Raw genomic sequence first — 19,407 nt, 5'->3', positions numbered from 1 at the left:
GGCTGTTCCCATTCCCCCTTCCTTCAAGGAGTTGTCGATGGCGAATCCTCAGTTGGTGATGTACGACGAGGAATTCAAGCAGATTCAGGGAACGATTGAACGACTTCTGCGAGAAGCCAATTCCAAGGTGATCTTTCTGGTTGATAAGAACGGCCAGTTGATTGCCGGCGTTGGTGAAGTTGATAAGTTTGACACGACGTCCCTGGCATCGCTTACCGCGGGTAACATTGCCGCTACCGGCGGTCTTGCCAAGCTGATCGGCGAGAAAGAATTTTCAATACTCTTTCACGAAGGTGAGAAAGACAACCTGCATATCTCAATTGTCGGCGGTCGGGTTATTCTGGTGGTTCTGTTTGACAGCCGCTCTTCTCTTGGGTTGGTACGGCTCCGAGTCAAAAAAGCCTCAGATGAGCTGACCACAATATTCAACCGTCTCATGCAGAAATCCGAAGAGAAGGAAAAGAGTGGCGAAACCGATTTTCCGTTTGCCGAGATTACTGACGATGACATTGACAACCTGTTCAGATAAGTTCTTAGATAAGGCAGTGGGGTAAGACCAGATGTCCTTCATCAACTATGCTTCCCGCGAGATCAATTGCAAGATTGTCTACTACGGTCCGGGGCTGTGCGGAAAAACTACTAATCTGCAGTACGTCTATCAGAAGACAGCTCCTGACGCCAAAGGCAAGATGATTTCCCTGGCAACAGAGACCGAGCGGACCCTTTTCTTTGATTTCCTGCCATTGGCGCTGGGGGAGATCCGCGGCTTCAAGACGCGCTTCCATCTTTATACCGTCCCTGGCCAGGTCTTTTACGATGCATCCAGAAAGCTGATCCTTAAAGGGGTTGACGGGGTCGTTTTTGTCGCTGACTCCCAGGAAGAGCGGATGGATGCCAATCTTGAGTCACTGGAAAACCTTCGTTACAACCTGAAGGAGCAGGGTTATGACCTGGACAAGATCCCGTTTGTTGTCCAGTATAATAAGCGGGACTTACCAAGTGCCGTATCGCTTGAAGAACTGCAGCGAGAGCTTAATCCGACGAAAGTTCCGGAGTTTGAGGCCTGTGCAACTACGGGAGAAGGGGTTTTTGAGACTCTCAAGGCTGTAGCAAAACTGATCCTGATCGACCTGAAGCAGGGAAAGTAACGGATTTCAGACAGCAAGCAGACGCGGCCCGGGAGACTTATCTTCCGGGCCGTTTTTCATTCTAATGGTCCCGGTATCCCAACACTACCAGAATACAGCTTCCGTCAGCTATGACATTTATCCCGGCAGCGACACACTTTTTGATTGCTTCGCTACTCTCAGCGCCGGGTTGCATCCAGATTGAGGTAATCCCCTTCAGAATGGCCTGTTCAACGACCTTCTCGGTTATTTTCGGCGGGGTGATAATCGAAATACTTTTGACCTCCTCGGGAAGGTCAGCGACTGAGGGAACCGCGGCAATGCTTTCAACGACTTGCTCGTTGGGATTGACAGGTACTGCAGCTTTGCCGTTCTGCAGGTAGCAGCGCAGCACCTTGTTGCCGTATTTACTGCGGTCGGTTGATGCGCCGACAACACCAAATGCCGGTGACTTGAGAAACTGGTCAATACTTTCCTGGGAAACCATCGTTACCTCCTTTATTGCTACAATGGGTCAAGTAATCACGCTTCAGTGTCAACGAGTTTTCCGGAGCCGGCAGCCTGAAAAAATATGGTGCCGAGCATGATGTCGGCAATAGCGCCGGTAAGGATGCCGAGAGGCAAGAGAATTACGGCCGCCATTGAGATGCCGGTGATGATATTGAGGTAGCAATAGGGACGATGCAGTCCGCCCAGATCAGACGGCAGTTGCAGGAGTTTGCGGCCGAACAACAGTTGCACCACCCCCAAAGGGGCAATCAGGATCAGGGCCAGAGTCCCGGCAGAAGAGCCGATACTCGGTACAACAACGCCGATCAGGCTTATGGCAGTCAGTACAATGTTTGCCTTTATGAGGATCATGATGTAGCGGTCAGTCGCGTGAAAGGCGTGAACACGGTTCAGCAGTTTCATTAGCACCAGCGAGGTAAAGACGAAAATCATCGTGCTCGATGTCTGCATCACTGCTTCGGCAACTTTCGGCCAGATGCCGGTCTTGTCGGCAAGAAAGAAAGTCATGATGAACCAGGGGATGGTCAGCAGGGCATTGACCATGGCAAGGATGCCTGCCAAACGGTAATGCGTGTGATGAGCTGGTGTCATTGCCGGTTACTCCATAACCTTCACGGAAGTCACAAAGTACTCGGACTCGCCAAAGCATTGGGTCGGCACGCCTTTATGCTGTTCATAGACGAGGGCCATCTTTTTTGCCATGTTCTTGGTGATGTTTTCGGCAACAACATCGCTTCTTACCGAAAAAACGAATTTTTCTGGAACCATCCCCTGGACCGGGAGCATGGTTAATTCTCCCTCCCAGGTCTTGCAGAGCCACCCTTTGTGAGAGAACTTCTGGACATAACCGGTGCGCTCGCCTTTAGAGTAGCTCCAATTGAGGGAAAACCAGGTATATCCGGCAAAAATGGCAATTGCGAGCATTAATAGTCCTAACAACAATGACAAGATACGTGATTTTGAAATCGGCATGATAAGGCTCCTGTGAAGGCGATTTTCAGGGAGTATAGCAGATAAAAGGACTCTGGCTATCAGTGGCGCTGTGGATTCCGACCTTGGGCAAGATGTTTGGAAATGGTTTGGGCCAGTTTTAAAGAGACACCGAGAATAGTTGCCAGCTCGTCCACGGTAGCTGCCTTGACTTTGGCCAGGCTGCCAAATTCCTGCAACAACCTGGTGCTCAGGCGATGGCCGACGCCAGGAATCTCCTCCAGGCCTGAAGTCAGCGTTGCCTTGTTGCGGATCAGTTTATGATAGGTCACGGCAAAACGATGGGCCTCATCGCGGATGCGAGCCAACAGCAGCAATGGTTTAGAATTCTGCCTAAGTACGATCGGGTTTTTTCTTCCCGGTCGGAAAACGCGTTCGGCGCTTCGGGAAACCTCGATGTCGCCCGCAGCAGCAAAAACACGGCTCTTGGCTAAGGCGGCCGTATCGATGTCGAGAATGTTCAGTTCGGTCAACACATGGGTCAGGATGCCGAGCTGTCCCAAGCCGCCATCAACAATAAGCAGGTCCGGCAGCGGGTCTTCCGCGGCACGTTCGGCACGGCGGCTAAGGACTTCAGAGAGCATGGCAAAATCGTCGGTTTGGCCGTCGTTCTTGATCCGATAACGGCGATAACCCGGTTTGAACGGCTTGCCGTCAATAAAAGTCACTCTGCTGCCGACGCTCTGTTTCCCTTGAAAGGTTGAGATATCGTAACACTCAATGCGAACCGGCAGTTTTGCCAGGTGAAGCCGTTCTTTTAGTTCCTGCAGGACATTAGCGCTGCTATCTTGTTTTTGCCAATGTTCTACTGCGGCATTCTCGGCGTTTTTGCCGGCAAGTTCGACAAGCTCCAGTTTTAAGCCGCGGCGAGGAACAGAAACGTCGACCTTTTTACCCTTCTTTTCCGCTAGTAGCTCGGGAAGCCCGATGTTCTCGGGTATCGGCAGTGGCAGCAGCAGGCTTGCTGGGATAAAGACCTCCTGGCCGTAGTATTCACCGAGGAAAGAAGCAATGGCCTCGGCGTCGTCCAGTTGCCAATTGAAGGAAAAACTCCGGCTGCCAGTAAGGGTTCCCCCCCGGATAAACAGCAGGGCGAGAGTCAGCCTGGTCGCATCGCGATGGATGCCGACGACATCTATGTCTTCGCCGGCAGTAACCATTTTCTGCGGCTCAAGGGTGGTTTCGATAGCTTTGAGAATGTCGCGATAGCGACCTGCTTCCTCGAATTTCTCCGCTGTCGATGCTTCGAGCATTTTCTGGCGGTATTTTTTCACCAAGTCACGATCTCTGCCGGAGAGAAAAAGCGCTACCCCTTCTGCCAGGGCGAGATAGGCCTCTTCGCTAATCAGTCCATGACATGGGCCGGAGCATTGGCCGATCTGATAGAATAGACAGGGACGTTTCCGTTTCTTGCACGCGTCCAGAGGATAGTGCCGCAGAGGGAAGATCCGCTGCAGCTGCTTCATGACGGCGCGTGCGGCAGTTGCCGAGGCGTAGGGGCCGAAATAGCTGGCACCGTCCTTTTGTATCTTGCGGACCACGGTAAGCCTGGGGAACTTTTCAGTCAGATCCAGGCGCAGCGAGAAGTAGGTTTTGTCGTCGCGAAGGTTGATATTGTATTTGGGACGGTGCTGCTTAATCAGCGTATTTTCGAGAATCAACGCCTCTTTTTCGGTGTCTGTGACAATGCACTCGATGTCAGACACCTGCTCTACCAGGAAGCGGACCTGGTAGCGAGAGTCACGGGAACTGCCAAAATACGACCTTACCCGTTGTCTCAGATTCCTGGCCTTGCCGACATAGAGGATGGTACCGTTCTCCCCCTTCATCTGGTAGACACCGGGAGCAGTCGGAATCCTGGCGATTTTTTCACTGGAAATCATGGAGCGGATTATACTGTGTTGCTGGTGGCGATGCAATCGAATGCACGGATTATCAGAACCCCTGTTCATGGCGGGCTTGAACCCCATTCGTCGTTGACAACCCTGGCGGTTGGTGCTATTTTTCGTCAAAATTTCACAACAGTAGCTTGACAGGATGTTGGAAGCCCGCTTCCGAGAACGGTGCAGCCAGGCCGTTCCCGCCGTGGGTCTAATGCCTGTCATGAAGAGAGCGCGCCAGTGCCAGTATCTATTCGACCCATTGTCTGCAGGTGCCTTGTCGGGCTCCTCTTGTGTCTGTTTCTGCTCCCTGCCCCCTCACGAGCCCTTGAATCCCAGGATACCCAGTTATTTATAACCGGTTTCAATGCTTACCAGAAGAAGGATTATAAGGTTGCAGCCGAGAAGATGTCTCAGGTACTTAAGAGCTACCCTGATACCCAGCTGCGCGACATGGCTATCTTTTGGCTTGCCCGCGCCAGCTACAAGGCTGGGGACAAGGATACGGCTGCCAGGTATATGGCACAATTTTTCCGGGAGTATCCGGAAAACCCTCTAAAAACCACGGTAGAGGATGAACTGGTAACCCTTGCCTCGGCGTATGCCAAGAGTGACAAGGCCGGGCTTGAAGCCAAGAATGCAGAGGCCGAGCGAGCTGCTGCCCAGAAGGCCGCGGCAGACAAGGCGCTGGCAGAGGAGAGCCGCAGGGCTGCCGACATTGCCGCCGCTGCCAAGCTAGCGCAGGAAAAGGTTGATAGCGAGAGGGCAGCTGCTGAAAAGGGTGCTGCGGAGAAAGCCAGGGCTGATCGCATTGCCCGGGAAAAGGCTGAGACCGAACGGCTGGCCAAAGAGGCTGCCATAGCCGAAGAGCGGAGACTGGCCCAAGAAAAGGAAGCTGCCGAGAAAGCAGCCCAGGATAAACAGGAGCGCGAGCGGATCGCCGCAGAAAAGGCTGCTGACGAAAAGGCCGAGATTGAGCGGCGCGCCCTTGAAAGGGCGGAGGCAAAGCGGCTGGCCAAGGAAAAGGCCGAGCAGGAGCGGATTCGCCTTGCGGCAGAGAAGTCGGAATCAGAGAAGGCTGCCAGGGAGAATGCCGAGCGTGAGCGGCTGAAAGCGGAAAAGCTTGCCAGTGATAAGGCTGAAGCTGAGCGGCTTGCCAAACTGAAGGCCGAGTCAGAGAAGGTTGCCCAGGAAAAGGCAGAGCTGGACCAGAAGCGGGCGGCGGCGGAAAAGGCTGCAGCTGCGAAAACTGCGGCAGAAGCTGCGGAAAGAGAGCGGCTGCTCGCCAAGAAGGCCGAGGATGAGCGCCTGGCAAGGGATAAGGAGCTTGAAGCACAGAATCGGCTTGCGGCGGAAAAGGCTGCTGTTGAGCAGAGACGGATAGCGACCAGCAAGAAGGCGGCTTCGCGGAGCGCTGCCAAGAAAACCAAGCCGGCCAGGGTAGCAGAAACTGCTCGGGATCAGGCGATTGCCGAGTACCGCAGGGTCATAGACTCTTCACCTGCAAGCAGTGCTGCCGAGGCAGCTTCTGCCAAGCTCAAGGCCATGGGTGTCGATTACCCGCCAACCGGTAAAGTTGCCAAGGCAGTGCCTGCCTCGCAGCCTCCGGTCACCACTCAGGTGCTTACCCTGGAAGTCGGCCAGTTTGTCGATGTCGAGTTCAATGTTGATACCGCCGGCCAGGTTTTTCCGGTCGGGCGCAGGATAAACATGCCGTTCGAGGTTATCAACCGCGGCAACGGCGAAGACAGCTTCTATCTTGAGTCGGGGTTCCCGGCAGAATACGGGGTGCAGTTCTTTGCCAACGCCAATACCGACACCCCGGTAAATCTGACTCCACAGCTCGCCCCAGGGCAGCGCTTCAACGGGGTCATGGGGATCACGATTCCCAAGGGGGTCATTGACGGTCAGAAGATCAGTTTCCCAGTCAAATTGGCATCAAAGTTTGCCCGGGACGTTTCCCAGTCCCGACAGGTGACGCTCATCGCTTCTGCCCCGCTGTTAAGGGCTGTCATCAATACCGACCGTAAAGAGATCGCTCCCGGCGAAAAGGTCACCTATCGCGTCACCCTGTTGAACATCGGTTCTGCTGCTGCAAGCGGCGTGCTGTTGCGGATGAACTACCCACCGCTCTACGAGCCGGTCGATTCCATCAAGTCCGGCTTCAAGCAGGAGATGAAGGCTGCACTGCTGCTTGATGGCCTGAAGCTCGAATCCGGCGAGAGCAAGGAATTGAGCGTGACCTTCCAGCTTAAGGATGAGGCCATTGCCCGTCAGGAGCTGTTCCTGCGAGGCGACTTGATCAATAACGATCTGGAGACCTCGGATTCGTTTGTCTCGGCGGTCTCGCTGGTTCAGGGGATCAGCGGTGTCGCCGCACGCAGCACCTCTGACCGGCTGATCGTCATCCCTGGACAGACCGTGACCATTCCGCTGATTGTGACCAACACCGGCAACCAGAGAGAGGATTTCCCGATCCGGCCCAATATCCCGGCCAATGTAGCGTACACCCTCTACCAGGATCTCAATCGCGACGGGATCAGGCAGTCCAATGATCCGGTTATTAACCACATCGGCCCGCTTTCCCCGCGCGAAGAGGCTTATGTGATCCTTGAACTCAAGACCTCGGCCAATGAAAACGACGGGGCCAGCGCCCCGCTCTCCATAACCTTCGAGCCGGAAGGAGATCGTAAGAAGAGCGCGGCCGTGAACATCAAGCTTGCCTATTCCAGGCCGCTGGTCGAGCTGTCCATGACCGGTCGTGGCGGAAGATTGCGGCCAGGTGAAGTGGCGACCTTCGATCTGACCTGTACCAATCGCGGCTCCAGCATTGCCAAGGTGGTCGAGATGAGGAGCCTGCTCCCCGATGCCCTTGAACTGGTTGCTTCCGACCCTGCAGTAACCCGCGGCAAGGGTGGGGAGAATATCTGGAAATTCGAGGAGCTTGGCGCCGGTGAGAAGAAAGGCGCTCGGGTCTCGATCCGGGTCAAGTCAGGGGTGGCGGTCGGCACTAACCTGCAGGTGAAGAACCTGCTCAGCTACCAGGATCAGCTGGGAAATTCATACTAACTTTTTTACGTGTGAATCTGCATACTTTGAAGGGCACTGCGCATGAAGCAGTGCCCTTTTTTTGTTTCTGGCCACATAGCGAGCGTTACAAAGCTTGCTGGTAACGTGCTCTTATTCTTTCTTTCCTTTGGCCCAACAGGGCAAAACACCCCATCTTAATTAAATTAGCCGATAATAATAAGAACTAATCAGTCTAAAATGTAATGTAATATCAACAGGTTGCGGCGCGCAGTCGTTGGGTATTGGCTTAAAATTTGCTCTAATGAGTTAGATTGGCATCGTATAATTAGTATATCTTGGTGGAATTGATCATGTTTTATCGACCTGATCTCTATTCGCGTCGCGGTGCAATAAGTGGTTACACACGAAAAAGCCGATTAAATGCGGTTTTACCGGGTTAACAATGTAATCTGGGTTTCATTAGAGCAGTCGCCAGCGGAAACTATTACTGAAAAAGCCGGATTCTTGGTTGATTGAGGCAAAGAGTCGGCGTCATGGTTCATTTGTAAAATTGTCATGAAAATTTAAGAGCGAGGGATGTCATGGGCAGAATGATAGCAAAGAGTCTCAGTGGGATGAATATCTGGGCAAAGGCGGGACTTGTTCTTGGATTCACGCTGTTGGTAACTTTAATGCTCAAGCCGCTAATCACTGACTCCGCGACCAATACTTATTACTTCACGCTGGACGGCACAGGCCAGAATCTGGGTGCCGACGGGACAACCAATAGTTCGGCGACACTTGGGGGTAAGATCTCCATGGCAACCGGAACCTATAATACTTCCAGAAACGTTACCGCGGCATCCAACACCAACTGGCAGGTGATGCTGAATGTTTACGGCCCGGTCTACGCCGCAGCTCAAACCCTTACGACACCTGCGATAACAATAGGTACTCGCGACTACAACGGCACATCAAATCCTATTTACTGGAAGGCTGATGTTTACGACTACGACCCCGCCGGTACAGCGGGTAATGGCACGCTGCTTTGGTCAACTTCCGGAAGCGACGAATCGCATCCAAACACCCCTTCCGCCAAGACATTAACTTTTTCAGCCCCTGCGGCAAAGAACATAAGTCAAAACCACAGGCTTAAAGTGGTCGTCTCCAGTCGCATGACCAGTACCAACTCCTCAGCCAGGCTCTACTGGGGTAGCAGTACCAACTATTCGTTCTTTACCGTCACTGAAGCAGCTACGGCCGCGAACACCGTATCGGTTACCAATCTTGCCGACTACAACCGGGGAGCGTTGGCTTCGGTGCTGCTGGGCGAGCAGAACATCGCGATGCTCAAGTTTGACCTGTATGCCAATGCGGCCACAAACTGGACCGGCGGCAAACTCGACAAGATAGGCAGCAACACGAATCTTGGCAATGCAACCTTCAGTGTCTACAAGGATGCAAACGGAAACGGGGCATTCGATGCCGGCATCGATACCCTGATTGGCGGTCCATACTCCTTCAGCCAGGCAACCGGCTCGGGGTACACGCTGGGAACTCCGCAAACCCTGACAGCAAACCCGCAGAAATACTTCATTACCTATAGTATCGCTGCCAATGCCACAACAGCTACCACAATCGGAGCTCGGATCGTGGACAACACTTATTTCACGGTAACCAATGGACTGGCAGTAGCCGGTGTTACCAGTACCTCATCGAGCATACCGACAATTAACGGGGCCGGGGCACCGGTCAACAAAACCTATGCAGCTGACTGGGATAGCGGGACGACTCTGCTCATGCCTGAAAATGGCGGCCCCTCCGCTACAAACTCGGTATGCGTGACCTCTACGGTGACAGACCCCGCAGGCACTAACAATGTGGGCCTTCTGAACTTCCCTGCCCACACCTGCACAAGCGTTTCGGGAAGATATCATACCTCCAGCGAGGCCAATGCCAAGTTCGTGACCCTCTACTTTAACGGGCCGTCAGGGTACTCATCGGTAATGAGCCAAGTAAAAGGGATTTCGATAAGATTCAGGGCCAGAAGCACCGGAAGCTCGGCCACGTTCACCTCAACGCTTTTCTACGTCAGACCTGATGGGGTAAGGGTTAATTCTCCGGTATCTTCAACCTATTCAACAAGTACGGCGAGGAATGCGACTATCTCCCTTGCTGGTCAGACCTTTGCCAATGTGCCGGCAGGCTCCAGGATCGGCATTCAAATCGGCGTGAGCAAGGCAAACGCCAGCATCGGCCTCGGCAGCTCAGTTACCTCGCAACTGATTCTCGAAGAGACTGCCGCTGCTGGAACCGGGGTCAATATCGGTGATGGAACAACCGTTAGCAACAGTAATGTCCTGGCGGCTTCAACCGGCAACGTTGTGAACAGCTTTACCCTGTCATCTCCCACCGGTAATCAGACAGTGACAAGTCTTACCGTCACAGGTAACGCTGCAACCACTTCCGCCAATGTTTCACTGGTGCGACTATATTCCGACAATGGTGTGCTTGGGGTCCTTGACCCTGCAGATATCGAGCTTGGAACTGGATCCTTCAGCGGCAACAGCGCTGTCATCACCGGACTTGCCGAGGGAGTCGGCTCAACTCTCAAGAGCTACCTGGTTGTCTATGATATCAGCTCCAATCCGGCGACCGGGGCCCAGGTAAGCGGACTGGTGTCAGCTGCCGGTGGTGTGACTGTAGACGGAAACGCTGACCTCAACTCGGCCACTCTCACCATTCTCCCCACTACAACAATCACCAATGGCACCGCTGAACCGCCCAACACGGTCATTCCTTCAGGCGGTTCAGCCACTAATCTCAATGCCTTTGGCCTGAGCGTCAATGGCGGAGCCAATGACCTGGTCAATACCGTCACGGTATCCATGCAGCCAGCAGGGATTTCTGCCAAAGTAGCCATGCTGGAGATTGTTGACCGTAACACTGGAGCCTTGTACGGCAATCTGACTGCTCCTACCAGTGGTGATGACTGGCGGGTAAGCACTTCAGGACTTTTTGCCACAAGCGGGACAACACAGTGCTATGTCCGGATTACCCCGAAAAACTACGTAACCTCCACCTATAGCGTGACCGGTGTAGTAACCGCAATTACCCATGTGCAGGGAGGAAACGGGGTCACTAATAACGACAGCTCCAGCGCCACGGTGGTGATAGACGGTCAGGCACCATCCAATCCTGTACTTACTGCGGCTACGGCCACAAACAGCGGCGAGATCCAGCTCAACTGGACCCCGGCTTCTGACCTGAGCGGTCTGCATGCTACCAATGCTTACAAGGTGGTGAGAGGAGTGGCCAATGCCCCCGCCCCTGTTGATTGCTCATCCGGGACCGTTGTCTATCAGGGGCAGCTGCTTTCAAAGGTTGATACCGGGTTGTCCATGGGGCAGAAATATGCATACCGGGTCTGCGCCGCTGACGTGGTAAATAATGTCAGTTCAGGGACAACTGCTGCTGCAACGGCCCAGGTTCCTACGGTATGTACCAATGCGCCATCAGTAGCAGTAAACCCGGTATCCGGTGCGGTCAAAACCGGAAAACAGGTTACGTACAGTGTTGCCGTGACCAATAACGATACCGGAGCATGCGGCAATACATCGTTCAACCTTGCTCTCGTAGGGGCAGAAAACAGCACAGATTTCGTTACGCCATCGACGCTGTCTCCCACGGTTCTAACTCTTGGACCTAACGGTGCCGGCTCGACGACCACACTTACTGTCACGGCAAAGGCAACTGCACCCCAGGGTGCCACCAACAGCTTCAATATCCGGGTAACGGCAACCGGTCACCCTACTGTAGACACTGCCAATTCTGTCCATACGGTAGTAAACAATTACGGAGAGCTTTTGCACAGCAGTCTCACCCTAGGAACCAGCAAATTCGGTGAATGGGGCACCACCCATACCTGCAACACCTGTCACACCAAGTCAGCCACGACAAACATCAAAAAGATATCGGAAACTGTTGCCACACCTACCGGAAACAAATCTGTTGTTTTCAACAGACTGTCAACGTCGCCGGGAATTACTACCGGGGTTCTGGGTAATGACCGCCGCAGCGGAACAACCTCATCAAACATTTGCGAGGTCTGCCACCATAAGACCAGATTCCACCAGAACAGTACCAGCAAGGTTGCCTGGCTTGACCATAACAACAGCTCCGACTGCGTAAAATGCCACTCTCACAGCAAAGGTTTCAAATATATCGGTGGTGCCAACTGCGACGATTGTCATGGGACCCCTCCGACAACCTTGGCGCAGATGTCCTACCCGGCGACAAACGCCCTTGGATTGCTGGCACCAAACGCCGGCGCCCATGCCACGCACAAGCCGATCACCAGTTGCTACGCCTGTCATAACAACTATCAAGAAGTTGTGATGGGAAACAACAGGCTGGAGATGGGTTTTAAGATCAACAATGCCAACTTCCCAGGGTTCAACGGCACTGTGAATGGCGGGACATTCACAGGCACCAATGCCCTGAACGCCTTTTATCGCTGGACCACCTCAGCGGGCACGGTTTTGCAGACCGCACCCAATACTACCTCCTGCAACGTTTACTGCCACGGCTGGTCCGGCGGCGGAGGAAGCAACACAAATCCGTCATGGGTCGGAACCAGCCAGGCAACTTGCGGTACCTGTCACAATGCGACCGGTGCCAACCCGCCCACTTCCGGCAGCCATGTCAAGCACTCCGGCACCATGCCGGGCAGTAACAGGATCGCCTGTTCAAGGTGCCATGCAACGTATGCGAATTACACGACCACCGCCCACATAAATGGCAAGGTGGAATGGAACATGTCCCCGATATCAGCAAGTGCCGCCTATAACGGTATCAATAGCGGTTCAACCGGTGCAGTCGCTCCGACCAACCCCTCAAATTACGGCACCTGCTCGAACCTGTATTGCCACAGCAATGTTCAGGGGGCGACAAGTATGACGCTGGGCACAGGCGGGCCGACATTCTATGCGACACCCAAGTGGGGAGACCTGGTTACCTGCGGTTCGTGCCACCGCAATATGTATATCGACCCGGCAGCAACCGGCGGCCATGTTCAGCATGCCCAGAACCCGGAAACAAGTTTTGACTGCCGCATCTGTCACAGCACCGGCGGTACCACAAACCCGGAAAACCATGCCAGTGGCAACATCGACCTCAGCTTCAGCGGCGTTGCGGTCAACACGGTGTATTCGGAAGGCGCAATCAATGCGCCAGGTTCAGGATACGGGAACTGCTCGAACAGTGATTGCCATGGCAGGCACACTGTGACCTGGGGTCCACCAACAGCATTGCCGCTATGCGACAAATGCCATGGTTCTGCTACTACCGCCGCTTTTTACGGAACCGCCGGGCCAGGGAGCACCACAGCAAAAACCGATCCGTATGTGGGTGCCCATGATCAGCATCTCAAGTCAGCCCCTTACAGCTACTCAACCGGGACCGATTGCGAAGGGTGTCACTTTCAGCCGGCCGGACCGTATTCGCCCGGGCACCTTGATACCGCGCTTCCGGCAGAGATAACCTTCGGGCATATTGCCGGGATGGGGGGGTTCTATGGGTATACTGCCACGCCTGCTTACAGTTATGGCTCACGTCAATGCGGCAACTTCTGGTGCCATGGATCGGGCATGGATTCCAATACCGGTAAAGGGGCCTATGCCAGTGTCGTGGCAGACGGCGGGGCATTGACCACACCGTTCAAACCGACCTGGAATGTGCCATTCCTCACCGGTTCAGCTGCCAATGACTGTACCCGCTGTCATGGCTACCCGCCGCCAGCGCCGAACGTCGGCTACACTCATTATGGTAAAGGGCCTTCTTCCTGCAACGGTTGTCACAACAACGTCAATACTGCCGGAACAGGATTCATCAACCCCTCCATTCATGTTAACGGCATTGTTGACGGCGGCTGCATCTCCTGCCACGGCAACCCGCCGATAGACACTGCCAGTCTGGTCAAGCCTGCCATGAACTCGATGGCTCCCGGCAGCGCAGGTGCACACAATGCTCACCTCCTGAACCCTATGATCGGGAACGACTGCTACGTCTGTCACAACAACTACACTTCGCAGATGCCGAGCAATACGATGGAAATCGGTTTTAAGGCATACAGCGGAAAAGTCTCCAGCGGCGTTTTCTATGGCTACTCTACGCTCACCGGAAATGTCTACGTCTCCTCCAGTCCTGGTACGACCGTAAGAAGAACCAATGATATGTCAAAGCAGAATACCTGTGCCAATGTGTACTGCCACGGTGGCGGCACCACCACAAAGGCGGCCCTGGGTGGCGGTACGGTTGCGGCCCCCAACTGGGAGATGGGGTACGCCGAGGTTGCCTGCGGATCGTGTCACGGTGTATCAACCACTGCAGCTCCGACTGCAGGATCGCATCCGAAGCATGCCCTTGAAACCGGCGGAGGCCTTGGGCTTGTCTGTTATACCTGTCATGGCGCCGAAGTGAACAACTACCACGTCAATGGCAATACCCAGTGGCACCTGAACAGCACCGATGCCAGGGTCGGTACTCTGGCCCGTTACAGAAACCTCACCAGCGGCGGCACCGGCAACCTTGCCCCGAGCGCAACATTCGGCACCTGCGCCAACTTCTACTGTCACAGCAATGTGCAGGGGACTGGCGGGACAGGGCAGCCTTCGGGGTACACCCCGCAAACCTGGGGGGCAACCGGACCATTGAGCTGCTCGGCTTGCCACAAGGATATGGCTACCGATGCTACCGGAACCGGCAGCCATAAACTGCATGCCGGTACAGCCGGCAATGCAAGATACTCCTGCTCTGTCTGTCATTATGGCGCCGGATCAGGAACACTGCTGCACGCCGATCATATAATCCAGCTTTCCTTCGATCCTGCTGCCAAAGGGGCGGGAACTGTTTACACCGCCGGAAGCCATCAGGCCGGGTCCGGTCCGTATAGTACCTGTTCGGCCAGCAAGTGCCATGGACGGGGCACGCCGACCTGGGGTTCCGATACCGCTACCCTCAGCTGCGACAAATGCCATGGGTATGCAACGACCAACCCGTTCAAAGATACCGCTGGAAGCAGTGTTAGTGCCCAGTCTGGAGCACATGCCGCGCACCTGAACGCCTTGACCGGGTACTCCAATCCGGTTGCCTGTTCCGAATGCCATACAGTTCCGGCGCTTAACGATGCCGTTCACATGAACGGCACAACAGAGGTGCCGATGAATGGGACGCTGGCCCGGGCAAAGTCTGTTCTTACTACCTACAGCTCTGCCACAAGGAGTTGCGGCACCACCTACTGTCACGGAGCCACAGAAATCGGGGCAAATGGTCAGCATCCACGCTGGAGCAATACCAGCTACCTGACCGGTACTCCGAGCAATACCGGCGACTGTGACCGCTGCCACGGCTGTCCTCCAAATACCAATGGCCACGCAAGCCTGGCAAAGCCTGCTGTCCTCAATTCATGCAACGGCTGCCACACCCACGTAAACACCGACGGCACCTTTACGGCAGGGACCAACAGGACTAAACATATTAACGGCAGCCTCGAAGTAAACGGCAGCGGGGCCTGCAACGGTTGCCACGGCGCGAACAACAACGGACTGCTTTCCGTCAATGTCTCTAAAGGCCATGCCGTCCACTACAACCGTACCTCCGTATTCCGCCACTATACCGGCAGCAACCGCACCCTTGCCAGCGCCTATGCCTTTGCCTGCAAGAACTGTCACGGCAAGACCGAGACCAACCATATGAACTCCGGCAACCTCGCCGATATAGCGATTTCAGGAGGCACCTACACCTTTGGTACCTACTCGGCCCGCGATGGCCGAGGCTACAAGTACAAGGCCGGCACCTGCAGCCAGAACAGCTGCCACTGGAGTGGCAACAGCGCCAGCCAGTCACCGGTCCAGGCAATGGTCAACTGGTCCAGCGCCATGACCTCCAACTGCGGCAAATGCCACAACAAGGCTGGCGACAGCGCTTCTGTCAAGTGGACCGCAGCACATACCAAGCACGTAACTACATACAACGGCAACCCGGCCCTGACCTGCAATGCCTGCCACAGCACAACGGCAAGCAACAACACGACTGTCAGCAATTATCTTAACCACCTTAACGGCACCAAGACTGTTGCAATTGCCGGTGGCGGCAGCTACACCCAGTCCAGCTATGTCTGCGCCAACGTCTACTGCCACTCAAGCGGCCAGGCCAGTCCGAACTACGTATTCATCAGCTGGACCACCAGCTCAAGCCGCGTCACTTGCACCACCTGCCACGGTGGGGCCGGAGGCAACAACAAGAACGGCGTAGCGCTCACCACGCCGCACGCCAAGCACCTTGCAAGCGGCACCTATAACTACAGATGCTCAGTCTGCCACTACAGAACTACTGACCTAGCTAATAACACAGTACTCAAGAACTTCACCGGTGTGCTGCAGCATGCCAACGGCACCAGGACTGTCGCCATCCTCAAAACCTACAGCGGCAGCTGGAGCGGCACTAACTGCGCCACCACCTACTGTCACTCAAACGGGGCAACCGGAGCAGGCAGAAGCTACACCACACAGGCATGGAGCGGCACCTCCGGCTGCACCTTCTGCCACGGCGGTCCGACAACGCTTACCACCAACCGCCACGCATCACACCTGAACAACACCAACCTCACGGCCCAGTACACCTGCAACGTCTGCCATGTGCTGACCGCCAGCAACAACACCACCATCGCGGCGGGTGGCTACGCATACCACCTCAACAAGAAGCGTGACATAAACTTCGACGGTTACAGTGGCAGCTGGAGCGGCACTACCTGCAACAACACCAGATGTCACGCCAACCGCAACCCTGCCTGGACGGCAGCAGCTACCACTGTAGACAAGTGCACCAAGTGTCATGGCACACCCACCATTGGCACTGCTACTGAAGCCCAGGAAGCACCGGGCAATGCAGCAAACGGCGTCAACGGCTACGACCTCGACGGCCACACCGCCAACGGCCCGACCAAAGACCCGCAGATCGGTGCGCACCAGCAGCACCTTGGCGGATATGGCAGCACCAATATCGCTAATGTCCGCTGCCTCGAGTGCCATGCCGTACCTGCAAACGCCACTGCTTCCGGCCATCTCAATGGCAGGCGACCGGGTGAAATAACCTTTGCCAATGCTACTGCCGCCCGCAAGAACGGCGCCACCCCGACCAGCGTCTTCGGCGTGCCTTTCGGCGTCAATGCCACAACTTGCAGCAATGTTTACTGCCATGGCAGCAATATGCCCAAAGGCGATACCTCAGGCACCAAGCGCAGCACTATTTTCTGGAACCAGACTTCGCTGCTGGCAAGAAACGCCACCCCAACCAACGCCGATTGCGGCGTATGTCACGGCAACCCGCCAACAACCGGGACTACTGCAGGCACCCACAGCAGCTATGTCAGCCAGCCTACAACCTCCTGCTCCGGCTGTCACACCCACTTCAATGCCAATGGTACGCTTAATGCCGGTGCCAACCGAGCGCTCCATATCAACGGCAGGGTTGATGCAGCCGTTGGTGGCTGCAACGGCTGCCACGGTGGCAACAACAGCGGCTTGCTGTCGGTCAACGCCTCTATCGGTCACGCCATTCATTACAACCGCACCTCAGTATTCCGCCACTACACCGGCAGCAATCGCACTCTAACCACTGCCTATGCCTTTGCCTGCAAGAATTGCCATGGCAAGACTGAGAGCAACCATCAGAACGGTGGCAACCGGGCCGACATAAGTGTAGCCGGCGGCACTTATATCTTCGGAACCTTGTCAGCCCGAGACGGTCGCAGCTACAAATACACAACCGGCGGGACCTGCAGCCAAAACTCTTGCCACTGGAGCGGCAACAGTCTGAACCAAGCACCGGTAACTGCTACGGTCACCTGGACTACCGGCAAGACCAGCAACTGCAGCACCTGTCACAACAAAGCCGGTGATGGCTCGCCAAAGTGGAGTGCCGCGCACACCAAGCACGTCAATACGTATCTCGGCAACACCACTCTGACCTGCAACGCCTGCCACAGTACAACCGCAGGCAACAACACGACCATCAGCAACTACATCAATCACCTTAACGGTACCAAGACCGTTGCAATCGCCGGTGGCGGCACCTATACGGCAGCCAGCTTCACCTGCGCCAACGTCTACTGCCACTCAAGCGGCCAGGCCAGCCCGAACTACGTCTTCGTAAGCTGGACCACCAGTTCAAGCCGAATCACCTGCACCACCTGCCACGGCGGGGCCGGGGTCAACAACAGGAACGGCGTAGCGCTCACTGCTCCTCACGTCACCCATCTGACCGGCAACTACAGTTTCAGATGCTCTGCTTGCCATTACAGGACCGCTGACCTAACAAACAACGCCATTCTCAAGCAGTACACCGGTGTACTGCAGCATGTTAACGGCACACGCACTGTCACCTTTCCTTCAGCCTATGGCGGCAGCTGGAACGGCGCCAACTGCTCAACCACCTACTGCCACTCCAACGGTAAGGGATCCTATGGCGCAGCAAATTCATGGACCCCCGGTGCTCTGAACTGTACTTCCTCATGCCACTCGCTGGCCGCCAAGCCTCACGCCTCGCACCTGAGCGGCACCTATGCTTTCACCTGCGACAAGTGCCATGCAAACACTGCCGCAGCAGGGAGCTCCACCGCGCTCAAGGCCGGTACCACCAGCCACGTCAATGGCACCTACAATGTCAACGGCACCGACGTGAAATTCGCATCATTCAGCTCCTCATGGAGGGGGTCATTCTCTGGCAACAGCTGCAACAATGTTTACTGTCACTCAAACGGTAAAGGCTCCTACAGGACCCAGGCATGGACCGCAGGTACTCTCAACTGTGCTTCCTGTCATCCTACGCTCGGCGGGGCTCATAACCGTCACACCGGAGGCAGGGTCCTGTCGGCTATACCGTTCTACAACTGCACCTCTAACGCTTCAGCCGGTTCCGACCCGCTGAGCGGCACGGCCTGGGCCAACTATGGCTTCGGCTGCGCCAGTTGTCACCCGTACAACACCTCCTCCCACCTCAACGGCACTATCGACGTCATCCTGACAAGCGATGTGGCAGCAGGCACGATGCGCTTCAAGAACCCGACGGCAGGCTTTACTCCGGGGCTGGTCGGCTCTGTCGGTTCAAATACGGTACAATGTGCCAATATCTACTGCCACAGCGACGGCAGCACCGGTTACACTACTACTGCCGCATGGAATACCACTTACGGTGCAGACCGTTGCGGTAATTGCCACGGCAATGCTCCGGCAACCGGCGCCCACACGAAACACGCGATCGGCATTCACGCGAACAACATCTTTGCCGGCAGGGCCGACAAGCTTGGTAACTACAGTTCGCCGACAATCTCTTCCGCACACGGGGACGATGGGCAGTCAACACCAATTAGCTGCAACATCTGCCACTATGCAACTACCGAATTCGCTCGCAACAAGTATGATGCACGGTGTTCAGCATGTCATACAGGGGACAGCAGGGATGCCGGAAGAATTTACGCGACAAGCACTGCTACGCGAGGTCTCAAGATGCATGTGAACGGCAGTCTTGATATCGCTCTCGCACCTGTTCAAGTTAAATCTAAGGCACAGATCAGACCTGCCAGTTTCGTCGACTACACTGCCGCCGGCGGTTACTGGAACCGTAACGCCGGCAACTACAAAAACGGTCCGGCTGCCTACGACACGGCAAAAACAGCGCTCAGCACAGGCACCATGTGGAACGGCACCACCAAGACCTGCTCCAATATCGCCTGTCACATGGCCAAGCCAGTAACATGGAATGCCGGCAGGCTTGGCTGCAACGCCTGCCACAGCAAGCTCTGAAATATGACAGCCCCTCCCGGGAATTCCCAG

Annotated in this window: 8 protein-coding genes; 4 read left to right on the top strand and 4 right to left on the bottom strand. The window is 55.2% G+C overall.

What is annotated here, in order from left to right; translation table 11 throughout:
• Positions 1-37 precede the first annotated feature (37 nt).
• On the top strand, positions 38-529 hold the full coding sequence (locus tag KI809_RS11305) for a roadblock/LC7 domain-containing protein (protein WP_214171669.1): 492 nt from the start codon (positions 38-40) through the stop codon (positions 527-529).
• A gap of 31 nt (positions 530-560) precedes the next feature.
• Positions 561-1,148, top strand: a complete 588-nt coding sequence (locus KI809_RS11300; protein WP_214171668.1) for a GTP-binding protein — start codon at positions 561-563, stop codon at positions 1,146-1,148.
• Between the two features lie 61 nt (positions 1,149-1,209).
• Here the strand turns inward: KI809_RS11300 and KI809_RS11295 are convergent, their stop codons facing one another.
• Genes KI809_RS11295 through uvrC form a run of 4 tightly spaced genes read right to left on the bottom strand, consistent with a single transcriptional unit; the run spans position 1,210 to position 4,510 of the window.
• A complete protein-coding gene (locus KI809_RS11295; protein ID WP_214171667.1) occupies positions 1,210-1,614 on the bottom strand; it encodes a CoA-binding protein in 405 nt (134 codons plus the stop codon).
• A 35-nt stretch (positions 1,615-1,649) separates the two neighbouring features.
• Positions 1,650-2,228 (bottom strand): hypothetical protein, encoded by a 579-nt coding sequence (locus KI809_RS11290; protein WP_214171666.1) that lies wholly within the window; start codon positions 2,226-2,228, stop codon positions 1,650-1,652.
• 6 nt (positions 2,229-2,234) lie between these two features.
• Entirely contained in the window at positions 2,235-2,609 is a 375-nt protein-coding gene (locus KI809_RS11285) for a DUF8785 domain-containing protein (RefSeq protein WP_214171665.1), read from the bottom strand.
• A gap of 59 nt (positions 2,610-2,668) precedes the next feature.
• Positions 2,669-4,510 carry an excinuclease ABC subunit UvrC gene (uvrC, locus tag KI809_RS11280; protein WP_214171664.1) on the bottom strand — a complete coding sequence of 614 codons (1,842 nt, stop codon included), beginning with the start codon at positions 4,508-4,510 and terminating at the stop codon, positions 2,669-2,671.
• Positions 4,511-4,747: 237 nt separating this feature from the next.
• Here uvrC and KI809_RS11275 point away from each other — a divergent pair, with 237 nt between their 5' ends.
• Complete coding sequence (locus KI809_RS11275; RefSeq protein ID WP_214171663.1) at positions 4,748-7,576, top strand: tetratricopeptide repeat protein; 2,829 nt, start codon at positions 4,748-4,750, stop codon at positions 7,574-7,576.
• Between the two features lie 542 nt (positions 7,577-8,118).
• A complete protein-coding gene (locus tag KI809_RS11270) occupies positions 8,119-19,377 on the top strand; it encodes a CxxxxCH/CxxCH domain c-type cytochrome (protein WP_214171662.1) in 11,259 nt (3,752 codons plus the stop codon).
• Positions 19,378-19,407: the final 30 nt, after the last annotated feature.

It is taken from the genome of Geoanaerobacter pelophilus (genome assembly GCF_018476885.1).
Classification (GTDB): Bacteria; Desulfobacterota; Desulfuromonadia; order Geobacterales; family DSM-12255; genus Geoanaerobacter; species Geoanaerobacter pelophilus.
This window is presented reverse-complemented; position numbering and strand designations above follow the sequence as displayed.